The organism is Achromobacter kerstersii (assembly GCF_902859595.1).
In the GTDB taxonomy this organism is placed as follows: Bacteria; Pseudomonadota; Gammaproteobacteria; order Burkholderiales; family Burkholderiaceae_B; genus Achromobacter; species Achromobacter kerstersii.
The window spans coordinates 60,445-83,507 of the sequence record NZ_CADIJQ010000016.1 but is presented as its reverse complement, the minus strand read 5'-3'; the positions used below and the strand labels follow the sequence as shown (position 1 = coordinate 83,507).

At 64.0% G+C, this 23,063-nt stretch carries 28 protein-coding genes; 16 read left to right on the top strand and 12 right to left on the bottom strand.

The features are described from left to right. Positions 1-27 precede the first annotated feature (27 nt). The gene (locus HV765_RS29700) at positions 28-270 is read right to left on the bottom strand and encodes a hypothetical protein (protein WP_175171823.1); all 243 of its coding nucleotides are present in this window, start codon (positions 268-270) and stop codon (positions 28-30) included. Positions 271-316: 46 nt separating this feature from the next. Here HV765_RS29700 and HV765_RS29695 point away from each other — a divergent pair, with 46 nt between their 5' ends. After that, complete coding sequence (locus HV765_RS29695; RefSeq protein WP_175171821.1) at positions 317-673, top strand: phage tail protein; 357 nt, start codon at positions 317-319, stop codon at positions 671-673. A 3-nt stretch (positions 674-676) separates the two neighbouring features. Here HV765_RS29695 and HV765_RS29690 read toward each other — a convergent pair whose 3' ends face one another. Then, complete coding sequence (locus HV765_RS29690; RefSeq protein ID WP_175171819.1) at positions 677-1,699, bottom strand: tyrosine-type recombinase/integrase; 1,023 nt, start codon at positions 1,697-1,699, stop codon at positions 677-679. A gap of 92 nt (positions 1,700-1,791) precedes the next feature. Here HV765_RS29690 and HV765_RS29685 point away from each other — a divergent pair, with 92 nt between their 5' ends. The 6 genes from HV765_RS29685 to HV765_RS29660 all read left to right on the top strand — a co-directional run bounded on the left by HV765_RS29685 (position 1,792) and on the right by HV765_RS29660 (position 5,643). Further along, a complete protein-coding gene (locus tag HV765_RS29685; RefSeq protein WP_054426643.1) occupies positions 1,792-2,130 on the top strand; it encodes a hypothetical protein in 339 nt (112 codons plus the stop codon). A gap of 1 nt (position 2,131) precedes the next feature. Beyond that, positions 2,132-2,404 carry a hypothetical protein gene (locus HV765_RS29680; RefSeq protein WP_054426642.1) on the top strand — a complete coding sequence of 91 codons (273 nt, stop codon included), beginning with the start codon at positions 2,132-2,134 and terminating at the stop codon, positions 2,402-2,404. 55 nt (positions 2,405-2,459) lie between these two features. Continuing rightward, positions 2,460-2,954 (top strand): hypothetical protein, encoded by a 495-nt coding sequence (locus HV765_RS29675; RefSeq protein ID WP_175171818.1) that lies wholly within the window; start codon positions 2,460-2,462, stop codon positions 2,952-2,954. Beyond that, positions 2,938-3,204: a hypothetical protein gene (locus tag HV765_RS29670; RefSeq protein WP_175171817.1), complete on the top strand. Its 267-nt coding sequence runs from the start codon at positions 2,938-2,940 to the stop codon at positions 3,202-3,204. Before HV765_RS29675 ends, HV765_RS29670 begins: the two co-directional genes overlap by 17 nt. 219 nt (positions 3,205-3,423) lie before the next feature. Beyond that, positions 3,424-3,915 (top strand): carboxymuconolactone decarboxylase family protein, encoded by a 492-nt coding sequence (locus HV765_RS29665; RefSeq protein ID WP_054426639.1) that lies wholly within the window; start codon positions 3,424-3,426, stop codon positions 3,913-3,915. Positions 3,916-4,074: 159 nt separating this feature from the next. Next, a complete protein-coding gene (locus tag HV765_RS29660; protein ID WP_175171816.1) occupies positions 4,075-5,643 on the top strand; it encodes a sensor domain-containing diguanylate cyclase in 1,569 nt (522 codons plus the stop codon). Here HV765_RS29660 and HV765_RS29655 read toward each other — a convergent pair. From HV765_RS29655 to HV765_RS29645, 3 genes are all read right to left on the bottom strand, one after another. After that, positions 5,633-6,739 (bottom strand): Lnb N-terminal periplasmic domain-containing protein, encoded by a 1,107-nt coding sequence (locus HV765_RS29655; RefSeq protein ID WP_175171815.1) that lies wholly within the window; start codon positions 6,737-6,739, stop codon positions 5,633-5,635. The two genes, HV765_RS29660 and HV765_RS29655, sit on opposite strands and share 11 nt — an antisense overlap. Before the next feature lie 169 nt (positions 6,740-6,908). After that, positions 6,909-7,076, bottom strand: coding sequence for a hypothetical protein (locus HV765_RS29650; protein WP_175171814.1), 168 nt, complete (start codon positions 7,074-7,076; stop codon positions 6,909-6,911). A gap of 268 nt (positions 7,077-7,344) precedes the next feature. Further along, on the bottom strand, positions 7,345-8,034 hold the full coding sequence (locus tag HV765_RS29645) for a DUF3313 domain-containing protein (protein ID WP_175171813.1): 690 nt from the start codon (positions 8,032-8,034) through the stop codon (positions 7,345-7,347). A 210-nt stretch (positions 8,035-8,244) separates the two neighbouring features. On the opposite strand from HV765_RS29645, the gene HV765_RS29640 reads away from it, so the two are divergent. Beyond that, on the top strand, positions 8,245-8,439 hold the full coding sequence (locus tag HV765_RS29640; protein ID WP_054426635.1) for a hypothetical protein: 195 nt from the start codon (positions 8,245-8,247) through the stop codon (positions 8,437-8,439). Between the two features lie 111 nt (positions 8,440-8,550). Next, positions 8,551-9,183 (top strand): FMN-binding negative transcriptional regulator, encoded by a 633-nt coding sequence (locus tag HV765_RS29635; protein WP_175171812.1) that lies wholly within the window; start codon positions 8,551-8,553, stop codon positions 9,181-9,183. Here HV765_RS29635 and HV765_RS29630 read toward each other — a convergent pair. Beyond that, entirely contained in the window at positions 9,143-10,450 is a 1,308-nt protein-coding gene (locus HV765_RS29630) for an MFS transporter (RefSeq protein ID WP_175171811.1), read from the bottom strand. The genes HV765_RS29635 and HV765_RS29630 overlap by 41 nt on opposite strands. An 86-nt stretch (positions 10,451-10,536) precedes the next feature. Between HV765_RS29630 and HV765_RS29625 the strand changes: the two genes are divergently transcribed. The 3 genes from HV765_RS29625 to HV765_RS29615 all read left to right on the top strand — a co-directional run bounded on the left by HV765_RS29625 (position 10,537) and on the right by HV765_RS29615 (position 12,530). Beyond that, positions 10,537-11,286 (top strand): ArsR/SmtB family transcription factor, encoded by a 750-nt coding sequence (locus HV765_RS29625; protein ID WP_175171809.1) that lies wholly within the window; start codon positions 10,537-10,539, stop codon positions 11,284-11,286. Positions 11,287-11,417: 131 nt separating this feature from the next. Next, positions 11,418-12,035, top strand: coding sequence for an N-acetyltransferase (locus HV765_RS29620; RefSeq protein WP_254600770.1), 618 nt, complete (start codon positions 11,418-11,420; stop codon positions 12,033-12,035). Between the two features lie 222 nt (positions 12,036-12,257). Then, entirely contained in the window at positions 12,258-12,530 is a 273-nt protein-coding gene (locus HV765_RS29615) for a hypothetical protein (RefSeq protein ID WP_082387210.1), read from the top strand. A 106-nt stretch (positions 12,531-12,636) separates the two neighbouring features. On the opposite strand, the gene HV765_RS29610 is transcribed toward HV765_RS29615, so the two are convergent. The 3 genes from HV765_RS29610 to ypfJ all read right to left on the bottom strand — a co-directional run bounded on the left by HV765_RS29610 (position 12,637) and on the right by ypfJ (position 14,973). After that, the gene (locus HV765_RS29610) at positions 12,637-13,401 is read right to left on the bottom strand and encodes a DUF1828 domain-containing protein (RefSeq protein ID WP_054426630.1); all 765 of its coding nucleotides are present in this window, start codon (positions 13,399-13,401) and stop codon (positions 12,637-12,639) included. After that, complete coding sequence (locus HV765_RS29605; protein WP_054426629.1) at positions 13,398-13,934, bottom strand: hypothetical protein; 537 nt, start codon at positions 13,932-13,934, stop codon at positions 13,398-13,400. Before HV765_RS29605 ends, HV765_RS29610 begins: the two co-directional genes overlap by 4 nt. Positions 13,935-14,118: 184 nt before the next feature. After that, complete coding sequence (gene ypfJ / locus HV765_RS29600) at positions 14,119-14,973, bottom strand: KPN_02809 family neutral zinc metallopeptidase (RefSeq protein ID WP_175171808.1); 855 nt, start codon at positions 14,971-14,973, stop codon at positions 14,119-14,121. A gap of 86 nt (positions 14,974-15,059) precedes the next feature. On the opposite strand from ypfJ, the gene HV765_RS29595 reads away from it, so the two are divergent. The 4 genes from HV765_RS29595 (at position 15,060) to bamC (ending at position 18,541) form a co-directional block, all read left to right on the top strand. Next, positions 15,060-15,686 carry an L-threonylcarbamoyladenylate synthase gene (locus tag HV765_RS29595; RefSeq protein WP_054426627.1) on the top strand — a complete coding sequence of 209 codons (627 nt, stop codon included), beginning with the start codon at positions 15,060-15,062 and terminating at the stop codon, positions 15,684-15,686. Positions 15,687-15,758: 72 nt separating this feature from the next. Beyond that, a complete protein-coding gene (locus HV765_RS29590; protein WP_054426626.1) occupies positions 15,759-16,406 on the top strand; it encodes a site-2 protease family protein in 648 nt (215 codons plus the stop codon). Between the two features lie 87 nt (positions 16,407-16,493). Then, on the top strand, positions 16,494-17,399 hold the full coding sequence (gene dapA, locus HV765_RS29585; RefSeq protein ID WP_175171806.1) for a 4-hydroxy-tetrahydrodipicolinate synthase: 906 nt from the start codon (positions 16,494-16,496) through the stop codon (positions 17,397-17,399). Positions 17,400-17,416: 17 nt separating this feature from the next. Continuing rightward, a complete protein-coding gene (gene bamC, locus HV765_RS29580) occupies positions 17,417-18,541 on the top strand; it encodes an outer membrane protein assembly factor BamC (protein ID WP_175171804.1) in 1,125 nt (374 codons plus the stop codon). A 123-nt stretch (positions 18,542-18,664) separates the two neighbouring features. Here the strand turns inward: bamC and HV765_RS29575 are convergent, their stop codons facing one another. The 3 genes from HV765_RS29575 to mutS form a co-directional block, all read right to left on the bottom strand. Beyond that, entirely contained in the window at positions 18,665-18,892 is a 228-nt protein-coding gene (locus HV765_RS29575) for an endopeptidase (protein ID WP_082387197.1), read from the bottom strand. A 217-nt stretch (positions 18,893-19,109) separates the two neighbouring features. Next, the gene (locus HV765_RS29570) at positions 19,110-20,303 is read right to left on the bottom strand and encodes a ribosomal protein uL16 3-hydroxylase (protein WP_175171802.1); all 1,194 of its coding nucleotides are present in this window, start codon (positions 20,301-20,303) and stop codon (positions 19,110-19,112) included. Beyond that, on the bottom strand, positions 20,300-22,954 hold the full coding sequence (gene mutS, locus HV765_RS29565; protein ID WP_254600769.1) for a DNA mismatch repair protein MutS: 2,655 nt from the start codon (positions 22,952-22,954) through the stop codon (positions 20,300-20,302). The genes HV765_RS29570 and mutS overlap by 4 nt, the downstream gene beginning before the upstream one ends. Between the last annotated feature and the right edge of the window lie 109 nt (positions 22,955-23,063).

The following is a 23,063-nucleotide window of genomic DNA, read 5'->3' as shown; positions in this document are numbered from 1 at the left end:
GCCCTTGCATTTGCAGTGAGGTGGTCGCTATGCATGAATTCTCGGGTGATACGCGGTGTTCAAAGAGCGCGTTTCAGTGCCGCCTGTCGTGCCGGTGCTCACCCGAAACCCGGTGGCTGCCTGGTTGTTCCATCGGTCAGGCGCAACCTCGGCCCAGGGCGCCGCCGGCTGGCCGAAGTCCGCGAAAACCAAAAGTCCTACGCCGTCACCGCCCTGAGTCTTCAGGTCGTGGTCATGCGAGCGCAGCGCATCCAGTTGTCGGCTGCCCATCCCCCTCGCATTTGCAGTGCAAATTTCATTTTTAGGAGAAAACAGTATGCATAAGGACGTTTTTCAGACCGATGACGACGGCCTGTACCTTTACGCTTCCGTCGCGAACGAGTTGGCGCTATCGCCCGGCACGTTCAATATCGCCTACGGCGCATACGAGGATGCTCCGCCAGCGCCGCCCGCGGGCAAATGGCCGCGACGTGTGGGTGAGGCGTGGGTCATGGTCGACGACTATCGCACCACGCCGTTATGGGTGGTGGCGACTGGCATGCCGTATTCAATCGGTGCCGACCATGATGGCGCTGGCGGCAAAGTCAGCTACCCAGGCTGGGGCGCGCTGCCGGCATGGCTGACCGCGGACGAGCCGCCGCGACCGGACGAAGCGGATTCGGACGAGACTTAGGATCTACGCCGCCAGGGGGAGGGCCTCCGACTCGAGATCGCGCTCACGGCGCATTTCTTCCAGTTGTCGCCGTCCCAATGGGCTGCGCACCAGCTTCTGGGCTAACTCTCGGCCGTGTGGGTGGTAGTAGCGCAGTAGCATCCGCGTGTCCACGTTGCCGTTGACCTTGGCCAGCTCGTGAATCTGGAACACCGTTGCCAGCTGCGAGGTGCCTTCGTGCCGAAGGTCATGAAACCGCAGGTCGCGGAAATAGGCGCCATTCGGCCTACGGCCGTATTGGCGGCACATCCGTTCATAGCTCAATCGCGCGCGCCGCCTCGCCCGGATGAATGCACGCGTGACGGAGCCCGGCTGCATTGTGAAGATGCGGCCCCGCAGGGGCTTGCCGGTGACCCAGCGCCGCAGAGCCTCGCGCGCGCGTGGCGTCAGCGGAACATTTCGCGCGCGCCCGTTTTTTGTATGTGGCAGGTGCACCACGCCGTGCATCAGGTCCAGGTGCTCACGCTGGATGCCGACCACTTCGGACCGGCGCATACCGGTCTCTTTGGCCACCGTCAGGATGGTGGGGAGCTCGGCCGACCGGGTGGCACGGATGATCCATTCCAGTTCCTTGCGGGGGCAGTCGTCGTCGGAGACGCCTCGCAACGTGATGCGGTCGAACAACCGGCGGTCGCGCGCGTCGTCTACCGCTGGACGGCGCACCAGCTGCACCGGATTGGCCAACTGGTCGAAGCCCCAATCTTTGCGAATCACCGTGTAGACGTGGGACAGAAAGGCCATCCGCCGTACGACGGTGGCCGGCGCCCTGTCTTTCAGCCACTCGTCGCGAAGTTCAGTCAGATCTGAGCTGCGAATCCGGTCAACCGGCCTGATGGCCAGGCGCGTAGCGCGCCAGACGCGCGCGATGGACTGTTCTGCCGCGTGGCCCTTCTTTGTGGACGAAACCTCGGCCAGATAGCGCGTCAGCGCTTCAGCCAAGGTGGGCGTGGACTTGCGGCGGGGCTGACGGCGGGACCAAGGTTTCATGAGGCAAAAGGCCCGAGTTGTAGCGCAAATCAGCGTTTCGTGTTTTTACCGGCCCGCACTAGCGGGCTTTTCATTGTCTTTAGGGGATGCGAATGAACCTCCAAGATTTCGACGCCTTGGCGGCGAAGTTCGCTGGTGTACTGGGTGCGGCGGTGTCCATGCGCTATCTGCATGGATCGTGGACGGCGCGAATCAGCATGGCAATCAGCGGGTCGCTTGGCGCGTATTACGCCGCGCCCTATCTGTCTGCGGTGCTGGGGATTCCCGAGGGACTCACGGGATTTCTGGTCGGCATGTTCGGCATGGCGGTTGTGTCGCGGGCGTGGGAAGCCGTGCAAGCGTTTCCCATACCGGACATGTGGCAGGCGGTCATAGACCGCGTGCGGGGCCGGCCTTCCGCTCGTGCACCGGAAGACAACCACAGGATATGACATGGACAGCACCGTCTACCTCACGTTGTGGGCCGTCCTGGCATTCGTTTGCTGGCTGATCGTGGCAGGCGGGGCGGCGCTGGCCGTTCTTTCCAAGTCGATCAAAGACACCTTGCTAGAGCGCATCGGCCTGGCATTGGTCGGGTTGACTGCGACCGGCGCAGCCTGCCGCATCTTCTTGGTCGGTTGGGCCAGCGCGGGCGATGCGGCCCTTGCTGCCTCCGCAGCATTTTATGTGGCCTCTGTGACCGCCAAACATATAAGGAATCCATAACGATGACTTCAACGATTGCAGCGCGGCGTGATGCGCTAGGGGCGAAAAAACAACCATGAACCTTGACACCCTAATCCACACCGCCATCTCCCCCGCGCTCACTTTGCTGCCGCCCGTCATGACCTCCCCCGCGGCCCGTATCCTCTTGCTTGCCATCGGCCTTCAAGAAAGCCGCTTCCAACATCGCCGCCAGATCAACGGCCCCGCTCGCGGGTTCTGGCAGTTCGAAAAAAACGGTGGGGTACTTGGCGTGCTGACGCACCCGTCCAGCCGCGACGCCGCGCACAACCTGTGCGCCGCCCGCAACGTGCCCCCGCTATCCGCAGCCGTCTACACCGCGCTGGAAACGGACGATGTGCTGGCCGCAGGTTTCGCGCGTCTGCTGCTATGGACGGACCCTTGGCGCTTGCCGGCGCCCGGTGATGCCGACGGCGCGTGGGCGCTGTACTTGCGTACCTGGCGCCCGGGCAAGCCGCATCCGCACACGTGGGCGGCGCTGTATGCCCAAGCCCGCTTGGCAGAGGTAAGCCTTCATGCGCACATGGCTTGAGCGATTCAACAAGATGGTGCTGGCCGCTTTCGGGGCCATCGCGTTATTGGTACTGGCTTACTTGCGTGGACGCGGCGCTGGCCGCGCGGCCGAACGCGAGCAGCGCGATGCGCGCATCAACCAGCAGGCGGATCACGCCCGGCAGGAGGCACGAGATGTGCAAGATCAAACGGCTCGCATGGATGACGCTGCCATTGCTGCTGAGCTTAAGCGCGACTGGGTGCGTGGCGCCGGCCCGGGTGGGCGTTGAATACTGCGAGCATGCGCGCCCGATTTATTTCGATGACGCGCAGCAGGTTGACGACACGCCTGCCCCCGTGCGCCGGCAGATTGGTGAGGGAAACGCCGTCTGGCGCAGGCTGTGCGGCGCGCCGTCATGACCTAGTCGATATGGTGGTTTATGGCTCTATCGCGCTAGGCCAAGAAGGCGCACGATAGCGGTTCTGATCTTCTCTATCCAGGACCCATCATGAGCGCTCCCCGCCTCGATTACGCCCACGCTTCGCCCGACGGTTACAAGGCCTTTGGCGGGGTATACGTTTACCTTCAGCGCTGCGGCTTGCCGAAGACGCTGATCGATCTTGTCTTTCTTCGGGTGTCGCAGATCAACGGCTGCGCCTATTGCATCGACATGCATTCGCGCGACTTGGTCAAGCAGGGCGTCGCCATCGACAAGCTGGTGCTGGTGCCCGTATGGCATGAGGCCGGCGCCGTGTTCAGCCGCCGCGAACGCACGGCGCTGGCCTGGGCTGAAAGTGTGACCCGCGTGTCCGAGACCGGCGTGCCGGACGAGGACTACGCGGCCGCCGCCGCCGAGTTCACCGACAAGGAGCTGGCGGATCTGACGTATGCGATTGGGCTGATGAACGCGTTCAACCGGCTGGGCGTGTCGTTCAGGGCAACGCCGGCGGCGGCCACGGCGGCGGAACTGGCCGCGGATAGTGCCGAGCCGCAGGAATAGTTCGGCGGCAGACCCCGCCGCGGAAGGTGCCATCCCGCCAGAATTGCGGGGTCCATTTCCCCGGCTTAGCTGTTGTTTTTTTGATTCTTGATGCGCGCAACAATGGTTCATCCGACAAGCAGATGCTAGAACGTATCTGACAAAAAAATCGGAGGCCGCTTGCGTAAACCCAGGATCACATTGCTGTATCTCGTTGTCGGCCTGTCCGTGTTCAGCGCGGCCGTGGCGTTTGCCAATGCGCTGTTCGCGGCGTACACGGTGCAGAAGGAACAACTTGTCGCCACGACGCTTGAGGGCAACCGCGCCTATGCGGTGAAGCTGGCTGAAGTGGTGGATATCTACGTCGGCGCCATTCAGCAGCAGTTGAAGTCCAGCGCGCGCCGTGTGGCGAAGATGATGGATGCGCCGGCAGAGATGGACGAAGAGGTGTTACGCGTGGCCGAGCAATCGGACGGTGTGATTGCTGCGGCGGTGGTGGATGCCAAGGGGGCGATGGTGGCCTTTGCGTCGCTGCTGCCCGGTGCGGAAACGCAGGGCAGAACGACCTCGGGCGTCGATCTGCGCGGCGCAGCGCAATCAGGCAATGTGACGCCGCCGTATCTGTCGTCACAAGGGTTATGGACGGTGGCGCTGACCGAACCCGTGCGGGATGCGCAGGGCAAGTACCTGGGCTTTGTGGGGGCGGCGCTTTACCTTCAGCACAACACCGAACTGGACCGCCTGCTGCAAGAGCATTTCTACCGTGATGGTTCCTACGTTTATGTGGTCGGGGCCGACGGCAATATCCTGTACCACCGCGACCATCGCCGGATTGGAACGGGGGGCGACTCGAATCGCGTCATCCAGGCCCTGTTGCGCCGGGAGTCCGGCTCCATGGCGGTCACCAATAGCCAGGGCGTTCCCATGCTGGCCGGCTATGCGCACATGAGCCTGGGCGGCTGGGGCGTGGTGGTGCAACGGCCCGTGGCCGAGACGCTTGCGCCCTTGCACGGGCTGATGTGGCGGATCTTTGAATACTCGATTCCCGCGGCGCTCGTCATGCTGTTGATGGTGTCGGCGATGGGCTTCTGGATCGCCAGGCCGCTGGCAACGCTGGCGCGCGCGATGAAGTCGGGTGATGCCAAACAGGCCGCGCCGTTGATTCAATCGGTACAGGCCAATTACTTCGAAGCCGAACAACTGCGCGACGCCGTCGGCTTCACCATGGCGCAGCACGAAAGCCAGATTGGCAAGTTGAACGCCGAGACGATGACGGACCCGATGACCGGCCTGTTGAATCGCCGGGGCATGGCCAACGAGTTATCAAGGCTGACCTCCGCACGGCTGCCGTTTGCGGTGCTGGCGTTGGATCTGGATCACTTCAAACGTGTCAACGACACCTTTGGGCATGCGGCCGGCGACGTCGTGCTGACGGCGCTGGCGGACATCATGCGCTCTTGCGTGCGCGCCGACGACGCGTGCTGCCGGGTGGGCGGCGAAGAGTTTCTGGTGCTGATGCCGGGGGCGTCCCCGGACGCGGCCCGCGCCATCGCCGAGCGCATTCGTCACGCCACCGAAGGTCACCTGATGCCGGGCGGCGTCGGCCATGTCACTGTCTCGATTGGCGCGGCCCGCTGGCCCGACGATGACGCGGATGCCGGCGCCGTGCTGAAGTGCGCGGATCAGGCGCTGTATCAGGCCAAGACAACGGGCCGCAATCAAGTGGTGACGTGGGTGGCTAACGCGTAGCGTTGCTGGTGACACGCGCAGCGGTGTGTGCCGTTGCAGCGGGTTCAAGCCCCGGTACGCCTTCCCGGATGGCTTGCGAGAAGGTTGTGGGCGATTCAGTGGTCGATTCGGTGGATGATTCGGTGGACGATAAAGCGGCCGGCTGGGCGGGCAATTCCGTCTGCGTTTGCGTGGCGCGGGCGCGGTCCGTGTATCGGCCCAGCTGCCGATATTGCGAGGCGTTGTCAGCGCCTTGCAGCACCTGCAATTCATAAAGATATTCAGGCAGATAGCCAGAGACCAGTTGCCGGTAATCCAGCGGCAGGCCTGGCACGATACGGCGCGCCATCTGGAACACGATGGTGGTGCAATTGGCGGTCAGCGTGTGATAGAAGCGCGGCGTGTCGCGCAACTGGTTGGCCGTGTTCACGTAGGCCAGAAACAGCGAGCGCGCGTTGTCTGGCGGCATGTGGATGCGGTACAGATAGCCGTCTTCACCGCGCACGTTCGTGCGCACGCGCAGGCTGTCTTCTTCGCTGGATGCGATGACGCTTAGTTCGTACTGCTTGAAGAAGCCGCCGATCTCGGAAAAGCTGTCGCCTCGCTTACGCCGGATCTCCACTGAAAACACGACATAGCGTTCGTGGCCAAAGCCAAACGAGACCAGCGCATGGGCGATGGCGGGGCGGCCCCAATACGACAGCGCCACGTCCACGGATTCGAGTTCGTGCAGCGCGTAGTGGCGTGTTTCCCAATGCGGGGTGAAGTCGGTGCGCGTGCGCCAGGTGAAGTTGCGCACGTTGTGCAGGGTGACGTGATCGCCGTCGATGTCGCCGTAGGTTTGCTGCGCCACTTCCGGAATCCAATCGCGGTGGTTTGACGGGCGAATGCAGCGCCACCAAATCAGCATCCCCAGCAGCGCCACGGCAAAACCGATGCCCGCAGGCCGCCATGCGGGCCAGATCAGTGCGGCGATGGCGGCAAGCGCCAGTGCTGTCCACGCGATTGCGAGCGCGGCGCGCAGGCTTGCGGGTAAGGGGGCGCGTATCCATAGCGCCAGCGCGCCCCAACCGGCGGCGAGCACGATGGTGATGCCAAGCAGGATGGAAGCGGTCATGGTGGTGTTGATCGGTCCAGGCCGCCAGAGTATGGCCGGGCCTGATTTGAACCGTCAATCACGCCGTGGGCGTGTCAGCGCAAGTCCCGCGGGAAGGGAAAGGGGGAAAGCAGCCAGCGCTGAAAGGACGGCGCCGCCGTCATGGCGGCGCGTGTCCTGGCTGGCAAGCTCATGAGCGTACGCGGCTGGCGGCCGGAGGCTCTTTCTTGGCGCGCGGTTTGGGCGCGGCTTTTTTGACTTCGGGCGGAGCGTCAAACTCCTGTTTATTGCGCTCACCACGTGGGGTGTTTTCCGGATGAGGCTTGGGAAAGGCCCAGGGCTTCGTTTTCTGATCCATTGCATGTACTCCTTGCACAGGCGGAACAGTAGCATTAGCCGTGGCTGTGAGTAAGTGAGGGTTGACGTCAATATTCATCACATCGTGATTTTTAAGAAAAAACTTGGGCGTTTTGACCTCAGCGGTGGCGACTATGTTCCCCGCTTGTGGCACGCCGCCACTTCTTGACCGCGAAATTCGCGCTGCGCGTGACGGCAAATGTCCGCCGCGCACGCCATTGGGGCTGCGCGATTTTACGCAGATTCGGAAAGTTCGCCGGGCGCCGCCGTCAAGGTCCCGCGTTCAGCCAGATGCGGTTGAATTGCTCGGTGACCTGATGCGCCCAATCGTCAAGGGCGGCGCGCACGTCGTCCGGCGTGGGTGTTTTGTCCGGGGGCAGATTGCCGCCGGTGACGGCGCCTAGCGATGCGACCAGCAGTTCGTTGGTGTTGGCGTCGCGTACGGACGCCTCAATCAGCAGCCGCGCGGAGTCGTCGCGGATGCCGGCAGCCTTGGCGCCCTGGCCGAGCACAAAGCCAATCGGGATGTACTCCATCGCCCGCGGATCGCGGTCGTTCTTGAAGGTGGCGGTGATGGCGGCCCGCACGCGCATTGTGCGTGGCGCGGGCGCCGCCACCAATTGATAGCCTGCTTTCGAAAGTTCGCGCCGCACCGCTTCATTCATGTACGCCAGGACGCGCTCGCGCAGGACGGGGTTGTTCTTCATGTCCAACTGGTCGGGCCGGTCGCCGGGAATGTACGTGATCGGTTCCAGCAAGATCTTCTTGTCGTACTGGCTGCTGATCGGCGGGGCGGGGCGCACCCAGATGCGGCCGCCGCTCCAGACGGGGTCCGGTTGCAGCTGCGCCTGTGATTCTCCGAGTTCCGTGGAATAGTTTTCTGCGTGGGGCAGGTTGGTGCAGCCGGCCAGCGCGGCGGCGGCAGTGCAACAGGCGGCCAGGGTCAATCGAACGTTCATGATTTTTCCTTTCCAGACAGGGGCGGCGTCCGCGCCAGCGCAGTGCTAATTATGTGCCGCGCAATGCGTGTCGGCGCAGACATTTCCGCGGGCACACGGGCGGGGTAAACCCTGTCAGGAAATGGAGATCATCCTTTATTACTGCGGCGCAGCGCGGTTGCGGCATGCATGCCGGCGCTACGATGGACGGGTGCACATAGGGAGGAAACTATGGACACCGCCAAGGAATGGTATGCCGCTGTGAAGGAATGGCAGCGCGCCCGCGACGAGCTCACTGCAGCCATCGCCGCAATCAAGTGGCCCAGCCCCACGCCGGGGTGCCTGGAAAGCTACGACCGCGCGTATGCGCTGGAAACCGAGGCGAGAGATCGCATGAACCAGGCGTACGAGCGCGTCCGACGATAGCCGCCTTGGCAGCTTGACTGGCTGGCTCCATGAAACAGCAGTTCGATGGCCCTGTGCATGGGGCCACGAAGGCGTTATGTTGGGATTTTTCCAGACCACTTCAGCCCCGCCATGTATCTGCCGTCCGCTTTCCGTGAAGACGACCTTGCCGTCCAGCATGACTTCATCCGCGCCCATCCGCTGGGCGTCATCATGACCAGCGGGGACGCCGGGCTGATGGCCAACCATATTCCCTGTCTGCTCTATCCCGAAGGCCCGCACGGCGTGCTGCGGCTGCATGTGGCGCGCGCGAATCCGCAGCTGGCGCAACTGGCGGCGGGGCAGGAATGCCTGATCGTTTTTCATGGCGCGCAGGCCTACATTACGCCGTCGTGGTATGCCACCAAGGCCGAGACGCACAAGGTCGTGCCTACGTGGAATTTTGTGGCCGTGCATGTGTGGGGCACGCCTGTCATTCAGGATGATCCCGCCTGGCTGCGCGCGCAGTTGGAGGCGCTGACCAACAGCCAGGAAAAGGCGCGCACGCAACCGTGGAGCGTGGATCAGGCGCCGGCGGATTTCATTGCGGCGCAGATGCGGGCGATTGTGGGCGTCGAGATTCCGATTTCGCGTATCGAAGGCAAGTGGAAAGTCAGCCAGAACCGCACGCTGGCCGACCGCCAGGGCGTGGCGCAAGGGCTGGCCAGCGAAGGGGGCAACGCGGTCATGGCCGGTCTTGTTGCGCGCCGGGGCGGGCTGGACTGAGGGCGTGCGCGGCGTCATCAGGCACGTTGCCGCGCGCGGCCGCCGCACCGCGCCCGGCCATGAAGCAGACAATGGCCGCGGCCTGCACCAGCGCCGCTACCGCCAGGAAGCCGATCATCGATTGCCCCGTCGTGTCGAGCACGGCGCGCAGCAGGCCGAACAGGGCGGGTGCGAAGGCGTAGGCGCCTTGCGATAGCGCCACAATCAGCGGCACCACGCGCCCGGTGTCTTCGCGGGCGAATTCGGTTTGCGCGATCAGCGGCGGCAACGAGGTGGCATTGCCGATGCCCGAGCCAAACAGCACGACGCCCACCCACACCGCCCAGGCATGGTCGGCGGCCAGCATCAACGTGAGCGATCCGCAGATCTGGATGGCATAGGCCACGCAGGCCACCTTGCGCCGATCCGCGCCCGCAGGCATCAACGCGCCGACCAGCATGCGGCCTGCAATGGCGGCCGCCGTGGCCAGCCCCATCGCCACGCCCGCCGTCTGCGCACCCAGCAAGGGCGCAAGCAGCGACAGCAAATGCGCGATCAGCCCGATCTGGGCGAACAGCCCCAGCGCCATGCCGCCCGCCAACGTCAGGAAAGCGCGGTCACGCCACAGGTTGCTGACGCGGGGAAGGGGGGAGGCGGATGACGCGGCGGGCGTGGCGGCGGTGTCGCCGTCGGGCAATTGGCCAAGCTGCTGCGGCGTGACGGCGAACACTTTACGCGCCAGCAACGCAATCACGAGCACCATCGCAACGCCTACCCACAAGGCGGCCTGCGCAAAGCCGGCTTGGGCAATCAGGAACACCCACAGCGGTGAAAACACGATGCCGCCGACGCTGGCGCCGTTATAGGCCATGCCCAGCGCGGCAGGCCGGCGACGCACGAACCACGGCGCAATCAGCGCGTTCACGGCGGCGGCGCCCAGCGCCACCCACCCCATGCCGCTGAGCACCGACGCCGCATACAGTTGCCACGGGGCCTGGGCTTGCGACCAGCCGGCCACACCCAGCGCCAGCAGCACTGCGCCGCCCAACGTGGCTTGCGGCACGCCCACGCGGCGATACAGGCGCGGCAGGTTGGCGACGACGATTGTGCCGCTTAGAAAATGCAGGGTGACGGCGCCGGACACCAGCGCCACGCTCCAGCCGGTGCGCTGCACCACCGCGTGCAGGAAGACCGGCGGGCCGTAGAAGCCGACTCCCCAACCGAAGATGGCCAGGACGAATGTGGCGGCCAGGACTTTCCAGCCGAAGAAGGGTTGAGCAGTAGGCATGGGTTTTCAGACGCGTCGGATGTTTTCTTGAGATGAGTCGCAGTATGCTTATGCCTTGCACACAACACTTTGGTCTGTAGCGAATCATGGAATCCGAGTTCGCCGACGTCAATCTCTCGGCCGTGGCAGGCGCCATTGCTGACCCGGCCCGCGCGCGCATGCTGTGCCTGCTGCTGGACGGCCGCGCGCGCACCGCGACGGAATTGGCGTCGGCGGCGGACATTGGCGCATCCACAGCCAGCAGCCATTTCCAGCGCTTGCGCGAGCAGGGCCTGGTCGAGATGGCGGTGCAAGGCAAGCATCGCTACTTCCGCCTGGCCAATGGTGAAGTGGCGCACGCGCTGGAAGCGTTGCTTGTCGTGGCCGGCGCCGAGCGCGTGCCGTTCAAACCCAATACGCCCTCTGCATTGCGCGAAGCCCGCACCTGCTACGACCACATGGCCGGCACGTTGGCCGTGCGCATCCACGACGCCATGATCGCGCGTCAATGGCTCACGCCTGATGGCCGCGATTACGTGCTGACGCCGTTGGGCGAAGCATCGCTTGCACAGGTGGGCGTGGACGTGGCGCAGGCCCGGCAACGCCGCCGGCGCTTTGCTTGCGCGTGCCTGGACTGGAGCGAGCGCCGTTCGCACCTGGGCGGCGCGCTGGGTGCGGCCTTGCTTGACGCGGTGGTGCAGCGCGGCTGGATCACCAAGGATCTGGATTCGCGCGCGCTGTCGGTCACCCGCAAGGGGGCGCGGCAGTTTCCGGCGTTCTTCGGCCAACCCGACGGGCAATCCCTGGCCCAACATGCCAACGGCTGGACGCCGGCAGACACGCATGCCGCGGCCTAGCCCACACCCATAACCCATCCATTCCCAGCCGCGAATGCGGCTATTTTTTTATCAACGCTGTACAGGAGGTGGCCTTGCCTACGTTGGCACTGCACGCATTGCATTCGCTCTCGCGTTTCATGAGCGGAGTGATGGAACTACGCATCGACGTCAATCATGCTCCCCAAGAAGTGGAGAACGAACTCGATGCCATACACGCGCGGATGAACCGCCCTTTGGATCGCTTGCACGCCCTGCCGGAGGTCAAGACCGACATCCCTGGCATCGTGCTTCGCTATCGCGAGGCGGACGGCGAGTACTACGTGTATGTGGTGGATGTGCAGCGCGACCGGGTGGCGGGCTACACCGTGTTCAACCGGCTGATCGAAGTGGGCAAGCGCGCCGACCCCTACGTGCGTGCGCCGCATTCGAAGTACGCCGCGCCGTATCAAGGCATGGGGCTGGCGACGGCGGTGTACCGGTGGGGGCTGGACGCGGGCCTGTGCATCATCAGCGGCGCGCGCCAGTCCACCGGCGCGCATCGCTTGTGGATGGGGCTGGCGCGGCATTACGAGCTGGGATACGTGGATCTGCGCCGTAAGCAGTTGCGCTATCTGGGGCGCGAGGTGGCGCCCCGTGTTCAGGAGGATCTGCACACGCGAATGATCCTGCTGGGGCGAGGCTGGGCGCTGGATGACTACATGCGGGCGACGGCCATGCTTCCGGCGGAAGATGCGATTTCGCAACAGGACTTAGGGAAATCCCCGTAAGACCGGGCGACGATGCGGGTGCGGCGAACCTGGCGTTGCGCCGCAGCCCGCGTCAGGCTTGCCTATCCGCCAAATACGCGTTTCAGCATCTCAGGATTTGAGAAATGGGGACGTAATTCTTGCGGTGCAACAATGTTTCTATTTTCTGCCCAGGTTACAAAACATATCTGAACTGTCATGAAAGCCCGGAGTATGCTCGACCGCAGAAAGAGGGCATTCGAAGTGCATCCAAACAACTTGATCTACAAGGGATACCGGCTGACGGCCAAGGTGTCCCGGGGCGCGGACGCAGAGGTTCAAGCGTTGCCCAGCGGCCCCGTATTCATCGCCTCGATAATGGTGGTTCAGGCAGGCGCCGTGCTGGAAGGCGGCGACGAATACCCGGTTCCCCGTTTTGCCGAAGGCGGTTTCGTCTACAGTCCGCGAGAGGCCGTGCACGCGGCCATATCGCATGGCCGCGAGATCGTCGACGGCCTGACGAACATGCCGTCTTAGCGATGTGGTCTCAGTGATCCGGTCTCAGTGATCCCGTTCTAGTGATCCGGTCCTAGTGATCCCATCCTAGTGATCCCATCCTAGTGATCCCTTCCTGGATGTCTTCCTAGCCGGAAAACACTTCCCGCCAATCGCGCGTCTTGGCCAGCGTCTGCACCGTGGCGGACTGCTCAAGAATGGTCACAGCCTTCTTGAATTCTTCAGCCGTTGCGCCGTCTTCCAGGATGACCATGCGTGAGTGGCGCGCATTCGCCATCTTCACGTCCGACATCTTGCCGTGGGTTTGGTAGACCTGCGTCCAATCCATCTTCTTGCCGGCCTTCAGCGCAATCGGCTCAATGTAGGTCAGCGCCGTGCTGCCCGCCGCACGAACGGCGAACGCGAAGTCGGCCGTGTGGCCGCTGCTGGCCTTGGCGCGTGCGCCCTTGACCATGCGGTTCACGCCTACGCCTTCGGCAAGCGCGCGTCCCACCTGCGCGCGAAAGCGCAACTGGCTGAAGCGCGGCATCCACTTGGCGCATTGGAACGACAAGGCCATCGCCAGCTTCACGGCGTCCCACAGCGCTTCTTGCAGCTGCTCGTTGGGGCCCGAGGCAACGATGGCGCCGTCGCGGTCGAAGTGCGCCAGGCTGACGCCGGGCGTTTCGTTCAGCATGTCAATGCGCTTGGCGCCCACGTCGATGCCGTAGCTGGACGCGTGCATCGTGGTCTCACAGGCGTCGGTCAGATAGAACGTGGCGTCGTCCGGGTGCGCGATGAAGAAGGCCGCGTGCTGGCCGTCCAGCCCCAACGTCATGGGGGCGACGGCGCGAATGGCGTGTTCACCGGCCGGCAGGACAGTCCAGCCGGAGGCTTCCAGAAAAGTGCTCATAGGATCAATTCGATTTGGCGGCCTTTGAGGGGATGCGCAAATCCGCCTGCAAGCGTCAGGTTCGCTCGCGGCAGGAAGTACTGCATCAGCGCGCCGATAGTGTGCAGGGCGGGCACGATGGGCTCGGCATAGCCTTCGCCTTCGTCCACCCAGATATGTTCATGGCTGCGGTCGGCCAGCGGCTTGCGGTATTGCGGCCGTCCTTCACCCACCAGGCTGGTGTGGAAGGAGTCGTCCGTGTCCACGCCGAACACGCGGTGCGGACCGACGAATAGGCTCACACAGAACGCTTCCGTCAGGAAAATCGTGGCCTGGCCGTGCACCACGGTGCGCGCGCCGCGGTAGGTCACGCGAAAGATCACGTCGTCGCGCACTTCACCCTTGACCTTGCAGACGCTGGCGAACTCCATCCACTGGATGTTGTTGGCGGCGGGCTTGGGCACCCAGGCGATCGGCTTTACGGTTTCCTTGGGTTCGGCAAGGATCTCTTGCACCTCATCAACGGTGATTAGCGGTTCGAACTTGTTGGCCATAAAACAGAGGTAGGGTCTTGGAATTGCGCTTCAGGTGCGCGGCGCCGCTCGCGTCGGCGCAGGGGACTCATGCGCGGAAACAGTGCGAGGGGGCGTAATCTTACAAGATGAAGACGGTGTCGATCTTTTGACTGGATGGATATACAGCCAAAAGATAGCCGGACAACGCGCCTTCATCCCGCGCCTACAACGTGCTGGCTGAGAACGTATCGCATTGCTTGATGTTGCCGCTGTCCAGGCCGCGCTTGAACCAGCGCACGCGCTGAGCCGACGAGCCATGGGTGAATGAGTCCGGCACGGCATAGCCTTGCGTCTGCTTTTGCAGACGGTCGTCGCCAATGGCGGTGGCTGCCGCCAACGCTTCTTCCACGTCGCCGCCTTCCAGGATGTTGCGCGCCGCATTCGCGCGCTGCGCCCACAGGCCGGCAAAACAGTCAGCCTGCAATTCGATCCGCACCGACAACACGTTGGCTTGAGCCGGATTGCGGCGGCGCAATTGGTCGACCTGGTCCGAGATGCCCAGCAAGTGCTGCACGTGGTGGCCGACTTCATGCGCAATCACGTAGGCCTGAGCGAAGTCGCCCGGCGCCTTGAAGCGGTTCTGCAATTCATCAAAGAACGCCAGGTCGATATACACCTTGCTGTCGCCGGGGCAGTAGAAGGGGCCCATCGCCGTCTGGCCGGTGCCGCAGGCCGTGGGCGTCGCGCCGCGAAACAGCACGAGCTTGGGCGCGACGTATTGCCGGTTCAGATCTTTCTGAAAAATGGCGCTCCAGGTATCTTCGGTTTCGCCCAGCACTTTGGCCACGAAGCGCGCTTGCGGATCGTTCACGGGCGGGCGCGTGGCGGGCGCTTGCTGCTGGGTTTCAGGCGGGCCTTCGGCCATCTGCAAGACCACGTTGGGGTCCACGCCAAAGTACATGGCCACCAAGGCAAGTACTATCGTACCGATGCCGATGGTTCCCCGGCCGCCGATTCGGGGACCGCTGGCACGTCGGTCTTCCACATTGTCGCTTTCGCGCGAGTCATCGAGGCGCATACTGTTTCTCCGGGCGGGTCGGCGTTCCCGCCATTTTGCATCGCCGCGCCATGCTGGGCGGCATTCAAGAGTGTTAGGATAAACCCATGGCTCTGCATTTATCTATTCATCCTGCGAATCCTCAACCTCGCCTGCTGAAGCAGGCAGCCCAATGGCTGAACGATGGGGGCCTTGTGGCCGTACCCACCGATTCCAGCTATGCCGTAGTCGCGCGGCTGGACGATAAGGACGCTGCGGACGGCTTGCGCCGGCTACGCGGCCTGGACGAAAGACATCACCTCACTTTGCTGTGCCGCGATCTGGCTGAAATTGGCCATTTCGCGCGCGTCGACAACAAGCAATACCGCTTGTTGAAAGCCGCAACGCCGGGTCCGTGGACCTTCATTCTTGAAGCCACCAAGGAAGTGCCGCGGCGTGTGTCCCACCCGTCGCGCAAGACCATCGGCATTCGCGTGCCGGACAACGTCGTCATGCTGGGATTGCTGGAACAAGTGGGCGCGCCGTTGCTGTCCACGACCCTGATTCCCAAAGACGAAACGGAAGCGTTGAACGACGCTGAAGCCATCCGCGATCGCTACGACCATGACTTGGCGGCCATCATCGACGCGGGCGCCTGCCCGCAATCGCCGACCACCGTCATCGACCTCACCAGCGATGATCCCGTCGTGGTTCGCGTAGGCCGGGGCGATCCCGCCACGCTTGGCCTTGTCTGATTTTTCCCTCTTGCGTTTTACCTTGCGTGCCGGCTCCCGCCGGCACGCGGCTCATCTACAATCCGGTTCGCCATGAATGACATCATCCAAACCATTGCGGTTTACGCGATACCGGTAATTTTCGCCATCACCCTGCACGAAGCCGCGCACGGCTACGTTGCGCGCATGTTCGGCGACCCCACCGCGTATGAGGCTGGCCGCATCAGCCTGAATCCGGCGCGCCATATCGACCCGATTGGCACGCTGCTGGTGCCAGTCGCCATCCTGCTTGCGTCCAAGCTGCTGGGCAGCCCGGGCATGCTGTTCGGCTGGGCCAAACCGGTGCCGGTGGACTTCGGCCGTCTGCGCCGCCCCAAGCGCGACATGCTCTGGGTGGCGCTGGCGGGGCCGGCGGCGAACCTGTTCATGGCAATTCTGTGGGCCTTTTCGCTGCGTCTGATGCTGGAATCCGGCATGCAGGAATCGTTCTGGTTCCAGATGGGCGTGGCGGGCGTGAATATCAATCTGGTGCTGATGGCGCTGAATCTGCTGCCGATCCTGCCGCTGGATGGGGGACGCATCCTGTTCAGCCTGCTGCCCAACCGCCTGGCCTGGCAGTACTCGAAGATTGAGCCCTACGGTCTGGTGATTGTCATCGTCCTGCTGGTTACCGATGTGCTCTGGCTTTTGATGCGCCCGGTGTACGAATTTGGAACGACTATCGTCCAGTGGTTTCTGTAGGATTTCGGCCAATATCCGTTAAACTCAGCGGTTTCATTGATTCTGGCCCTGGGGCATCCTGCCGTGGGGCGTTGGAGCCCTACATTTATGGCATCCCCTGCAACCGCCGCAGGCGTTAATTTCCAGGGCAGCTTGGTGGCCCTGGTCACCCCCATGCAGCCCGATGGCACCTTGGACTACGCTGCCTACCGGTCATTGATCGACTGGCACGTTCAGGAAGGAACCGATGCGCTGGTGGTGGTGGGCACCACTGGGGAATCTCCCACGGTCTCCATGGAAGAGCACGCGGAACTGATCCGTGTTGCGGTCGAACATGCCGCTGGCCGTATCCCGGTCATCGCTGGCGTGGGCGCCAACTCCACCGACGAAGCCATCCACCTGACGCGTCACGCCAAGGCAGTGGGCGCGCAGGCCGGCCTGTCGGTCGTTCCCTATTACAACAAGCCGTCGCAAGAAGGCTTGTACCGTCACTTCCGCACCATCGCGGAAGCCGTCGATCTGCCCACCATCCTGTACAACGTGCCGGGCCGCACCGTTGCCGATATGAGCAACGAAACGGTTCTGCGCCTGGCGCAGGTGCCGGGCATCATCGGCATCAAGGATGCCACCGGCGACATCGCCCGCGGTGGCTTGCTGCTGCGCGAAGCGCCTGCCAGCTTCCAGGTTTTCAGCGGTGATGACCCCACCGCCGCCGCCCTGATCCTGTTGGGCGCGCGTGGCAACATCTCGGTTACCGCCAACGTGGCGCCCAAGCTCATGCATGAGCTGTGCGCCGCGGCGCTGGCCGGCAATGTGCCGAAGGTGCGTGAACTTAATGCGTACCTGGCGCGTCTGAACAAGGCTTTGTTTGTTGAAGCCAATCCCATCCCCGTCAAGTGGGCGTTGGCCGAAATGGGCCGCAGCGCACTGGGCTACCGGCTCCCGCTGGTTGAACTGGGAACGCAGAACCACGAAATCGTGCGTCGTGCGCTCCAGGAAACGGGTCTGCTCTAAATATCGTGAGGATACGTATGAACAAGCGTCATGCCGGTTTGTCGGCATTGATGTCTCTGGTGTTATTGGCCGGCTGCAGCGAGGTCAATCAATTCCTGGGCAATGAAGAATCCGTCAACTACAAGAGCGCCGTCACCCAGCGTGGAGAGCCTCTGAGCATCCCGCCGGATCTGACTCAGGCAAACAGTGATCCGCGTTACCGCGCGCCGGCCTCGGGCTCGACGACGTATTCGCAGTTCCAACAGCAGGGCCAGGCGCAAGCCGCCGCCCCGAAGACCAGCAATGTGCTTCCCGGCCGCCAAGACATGCGCGTCGAGCGTGATGGCGACCTGCGCTGGCTCGTCATTGATCGTGCCCCGGAAGACGTGTTCCCGCGTCTGGTCGACTTCTGGACCGAGAGCGGCTTCACGGTGGCCAGCAACAACCCCGGTGCGGGTTTGATCGAAACCGACTGGGCGGAAAACCGCGCCAAGATTCCGGAAAGCTGGTTGCGCCAAGCCTTGGGCGCCGTGCTGGAATCGGCCTGGGATAGCGGCGAGCGCGAGAAATTCCGCACCCGCGTCGAGCGCGTCAACGGTCACACCGAAGTGTTCGTCAGCCATCGCCAGATGCTTGAAAAGCGCGTCGGCAGCGACGGCGGCCAAGTGCAGTGGCAAAACGGCAAGGAAGATCCGGGCCTGAACGCCGCCATGCTCGCCCGCATGATGGTCTACCTGGGTTCCGACGTCGACAACGCCCGCAAGCTGGTGCAGCAGGCGGAAGCCGCGCCGCAGAAGCCTGCCGTGCAGGAAGATGTCCGTGCGCAAGGCGCAACGCTGCTGGTGGCCGAATCGTTCGACCGCGCATGGCGCCGCGTTGGCGTGGCGCTGGACGGCGGTGGTTTCGCCGTTGAAGACCGCGACCGTTCCGCTGGCGACTACTTCGTTCGCTACGTGGATACCGACACCGGCGAAAAGAACGAGCAACCGGGCTTCTTCAGCCGCATGTTCTCGGGCGACAAGGCGGCTCAAGCGCCGCAGTACCGCATCCACCTGGCCGCCACGGGCGACCAGACCACGGTGACGGTGCTGGACGCCAACGGCGCGCGCGACAGCAGCGCTACCGCCCAGCGTCTGCTGAGCGTGCTGAAGGACAAGATGTAAAGCTGAAAACGGCCGGCATTAAAATGCCGGCCTGTCCGCTTTCAAAGGACGCAAAAAAGCCCCGGCAATTGAATTGCCGGGGCTTTTTTACGTCTTCAGAGCGGGGGTTCGTCTCTGTTTTTATTAAGACGCGGGCGTGGTCGAGCCGCCCGGGGTGGTCGAACCGCCACCCGGCGTGGTGTTAGGAGTGGGGGCCGGAGCCGGCGAGGTGGCCGGCGGCGTGGTGGTGGGTGCGGGCGTGCTTGCACCCGGAGTGGGGTTGGTCGCGGGCGCCGGGGCATCTTCCTTCTTGTTGCAAGCGCTGAGCGCGACGGCCAGCACCGAAGCAATAATCAAGGTTTTGCTCATCATTTTTGGACTCCTGTAGATGACGACTCTTGAAACCCCCTTAGGGGAAACCAGAATCCAGGCTACAGGAACCCACGGTCCGATCGCGTGTGAAAGTTAAAAAGGTGGCATCCCAACGGCAACAAACCTTTCAGCTTCGTGTTATCTCTTTCTTTATGTGTCCCTGCGATCAGACCTGATTGCGTTCTGTTCGAGAAAGATACGCGCACGTGTCTGGATACTACGATGCCACGTAGTGAATCCACCCCGAATCCAGCCAATCCGCCAGGCATGAACGGGCCTCGGGCGACAGCTTCGCGCAGGCCGGGTTCGCGCAATCCAGGCTGCGCGCATCCGCAAGCTGGCGCAAGGCGGCATCCGCGGGCGTCATGGCGGTTTCGCCGTTGATGAAGAGCTGCTTGCCGCGATATAGCATGCGGCTGCGGCGATCCAGCACCAGCCGGCCGGCGGCAGGCCAGTCTTCTTCGAGATCCACGTCCATGTCCTCGGGCGCGTCGAACACGCTCTGGTTGTGCGGTTCGGTCAGCCAGCAGCCCAGGAACCGCGAGGCTAGCGCATCATCGAAGCGCATCTTTTCAACCGTTTCCAGCGTGGCGGCGACCAGCGCATCGGGCAGGGCCGCAGGCGTGTCCACCGCCGGCTGGCCGGGGTCACGGTACACCGCAGACAACTTCGGGCCGGGCAGCGCGGGTTCGCCGTAAGGGCCGCCCAGCAAGCCCACGCGGGCCATCACCTGGTCAGCCGCCGCCTCAAGCAGCCCGCGCGCCAGCGTGGCTTGCGTGGGGGCGCGAAAGCCTATCGAAATCGTCATGCAGCCGTCGCCGACCGCAATGCCGTCATGCGCGGCCTGCGGCGGCAGGTACAGCATGTCGCCCGGGGCCAGCACGGCTTTTTCTTCCGGCTGAAAGTTGCTGAGGATTTTCAGTGGCAGGTCGGGCGCAAGCGACAGATCTTTCTGACGGCCGTAACGCCATTCGCGTTCGCCTGCGGCTTGCAGCAGGAACACGTCATAGCTGTCGAAGTGGGGGCCCACGCCGCCGCCGTGGCTGGCGATGCTGATCATCACGTCGTCCAGGCGCGCGTCGGGAATGAAACGGAACAGCCCCATGAGTTCGGACGCGGCGTCGCTGAGCAGGTCCACGCTTTGCACCAGCAGCGTCCAGTCGCCTTCGTTGTCTTTGGGCAGACGCGCGAACGGGCCGTTCTCCATTTGCCATTCGCCGTTCTCGCGCCAGATCAGGCGCGACTCCACGTCGTCGCGGCGCGCCAGCTTCTTGATGGCGGCGATGGTGAGCGGCGGCTTGAAGTCAGGGATGGCCTGGCGGATCAACAGCGGCTTGCGCTGCCAATAGCGGCGCATGAAGTCGTTGGGGCTTTGATTGCCCAAGAGCGGCAACGCGTGATCGAGGTTCATTGAACGTGTTTCTTCAAACGGTAAAGGGCATCCAGCGCTTCGCGCGGGGTGAGGCTGTCGGGGTCGATCGTGGCGAGTGCTTCGCGCAAGGCGTCCAGCGCGTCGATGGCGTCGGAACGTTCGGCCTCGGCGTAGGCTTGCGCATCGGCATCGGCCGCAGCAGAGAACAGGCCCAGCTGGGGCGTGGGCGCGCCCTGCGCTTCCAGCCGTTCGAGTTCACGCGTGGCTTGGCGGATGACGGCGGCAGGCACGCCCGCGCGTTGCGCCACCTGAATCCCGTAGCTGCGGCTGGCGGGGCCTTCGCGCACTTCGTGCAGGAACACGATGCCGCTGGCGGATTCCGCCGCGGCCAGATGCACGTTGGCGGATGCCGGTTGTTCGGCCGGCAGGCGGGTCAGTTCGAAATAGTGGGTGGCGAACAGCGTCAGCGCGCGGTTGTGCGCCAGCAGGCGGCAGGCAATGGCCCAGGCCAGCGCCAGGCCGTCGTAGGTGGACGTGCCACGGCCGATTTCGTCCATCAGCACCAGGCTGTTGGGCGTGCTGGCCGACAGGATGGCGGCGGCTTCCGTCATTTCCATCATGAAGGTCGAGCGCCCGCCGGCCAGATCGTCGGCCGCACCGATGCGGGTGAAGATGCGGTCGATCTTGCCAATGCGCGCGCGCGCCGCCGGCACAAAGCTGCCGATGCGCGCCAGCAGCACAATCAGCGCCACCTGCCGCATGTACGTCGATTTACCGCCCATGTTCGGGCCGGTGATCAGCAGCATGCGGCGCGCCGGGTCCAGCCGGCAGCCGTTGGGCGTGAAGCGTTCGATGGCATGTTCCACGACGGGATGGCGGCCGGCGTCGATGTCGATGTCGGCCTGTTCCGACAAGTCAGGCGCGATCCAGTCGTGGCGGCGCGCGTGATCGGCCAGGGCGGCCAGCGTGTCCAGCTCGGCAAGGGCAGCCGCGCAATCAGACAGCGGGCGCACGTGTTCGGCCAGCACATCCAGCAGTTGTTCAAACAGCCATTTTTCGCGGGCCAGCGAACGGTCTTGCGCCGACAGCACCTTGTCTTCCCAGGTCTTGAGCTCGGGCGTGATGTAGCGTTCGGCGTTCTTCAGCGTCTGGCGGCGGCGGTAGTCTTCCGGCACCTTGGCCGTCTGGCCCTTGCTGACTTCGATATAGAACCCGTGCACGCGGTTGAATTCCACGCGCAGGTTGCTGATGCCGGTGCGTTCGCGTTCGCGGGCTTCCAGTTGCAGCAGGAAGTCGCCACCGTCGGCGGCCAGGCCGCGCAGCTCGTCCAGCTCGGCGTCAAACCCTGCGGCCAGCACGCCGCCGTCGCGGATGGCCACGGCGGGTTCCGGCGCAATCGCGCGCATCAGCAGCGCGGCCAGCGCCGGGTCCACCGACAGATGCGAGATCAGCTCGCCCAGACGCGGCGATGCGGCCATGGGTTCGAGCAGATCGCGCAAGGCCGGCAGGGATTCCAGCGCATCGCGCAGGCTGGCCAGTTCACGCGGGCGCACTGAGCGCAGCGCCAGGCGGGCGGCGATGCGTTCGATGTCGGGGAACGCATTCAGGGCGCTGCGCAGCGCTTCCAGCAGACCGGCAGAGCCGAACGTCTGCTCGACATCCATGCGGCCAGCCAGCAGGGCCGAAATGGCTTGCTGGCGCGCCAGCGCTTGATCGTTTTCACGCAAGGGGTGGTGCAGCCAGCGGCGCAACAGGCGGCTGCCCATCGGCGTGCGGCAACCGTCCAGCAACGAAAACAGCGTGGGCGAATCTTCGCCGGCCAGCGTTTGCGTCAGTTCAAGGTTGCGGCGGGTGACCGGGTCCAGCAGCACGTACTGCCCCGGGCGCTCGGCCGACAGGCTTTGCACGTGGGCCAAGGCCTGCGACTGGGTGCGCGCTGCGTAGCGCAGCAGCGCGCCCGCCGCGCAAATGCCCGCCGGCATGTCTTCGATGTCGAAGCCGGCCAGCGTGTCGGTCTTGAAGTGGGCCAGCAGGTGCGCACGTGCGCCATCGCTTTCGAAGTGCCAATCAGGCACACGGGCGCGGGCGCCATCGAACGGGAAATCAAATTCGGCGCTGTCGGCGCAGATGATCTCGGCCGGCGCGACGCGATGCAGTTCTGATTCCAATTGAGCCGGCGCGCATTCGGTGACGCGGAATTCGCCGCTGGCCAAGTTCAGCCAGGCCAGCCCGGCGCGCGGCGCACGGGCGTTGCCGGAGACGAACACGGCGGCAAGCGCGCGGTCGGCCTTGGCGGGCAGCAGGGCGTCGTCGGTCAGCGTGCCCGGTGTGACGATACGCACGATACGGCGTTCGACCGGGCCCTTGGACGTGGCCGGGTCGCCAATCTGCTCGCAGATGGCAATGGATTCGCCCAGCGCGACCAAGCGGGCCAGGTACTGCTCCATGGCGTGCACGGGCAGGCCGGCCATCGGAATCGGGATACCGTTGGACGAACCGCGCTTGGTCAGCGTCAGGTTGAGCAGACGCGCGCCGCGTTCCGCGTCTTCATAGAACATTTCATAGAAGTCACCCATGCGGTAGAAGAGCAGCAAGGGGCCAGCCTCCGCTTTTAAGCGGAGGTACTGCTGCATCATCGGGGTATGGCCCGCGTGGGCGTCGGCGGCGGTGGGTTGTGTTGCTGAATTCATGCCCGTGATTGTATCGGGGCGGGCGGGGGCGTGCGGGGCAGGGCGGGATGGTTTTGGCGCTTGTTGATCATTTCACTGAGCGCGGCCGCTATCAGTGAGCCCGGTCCCC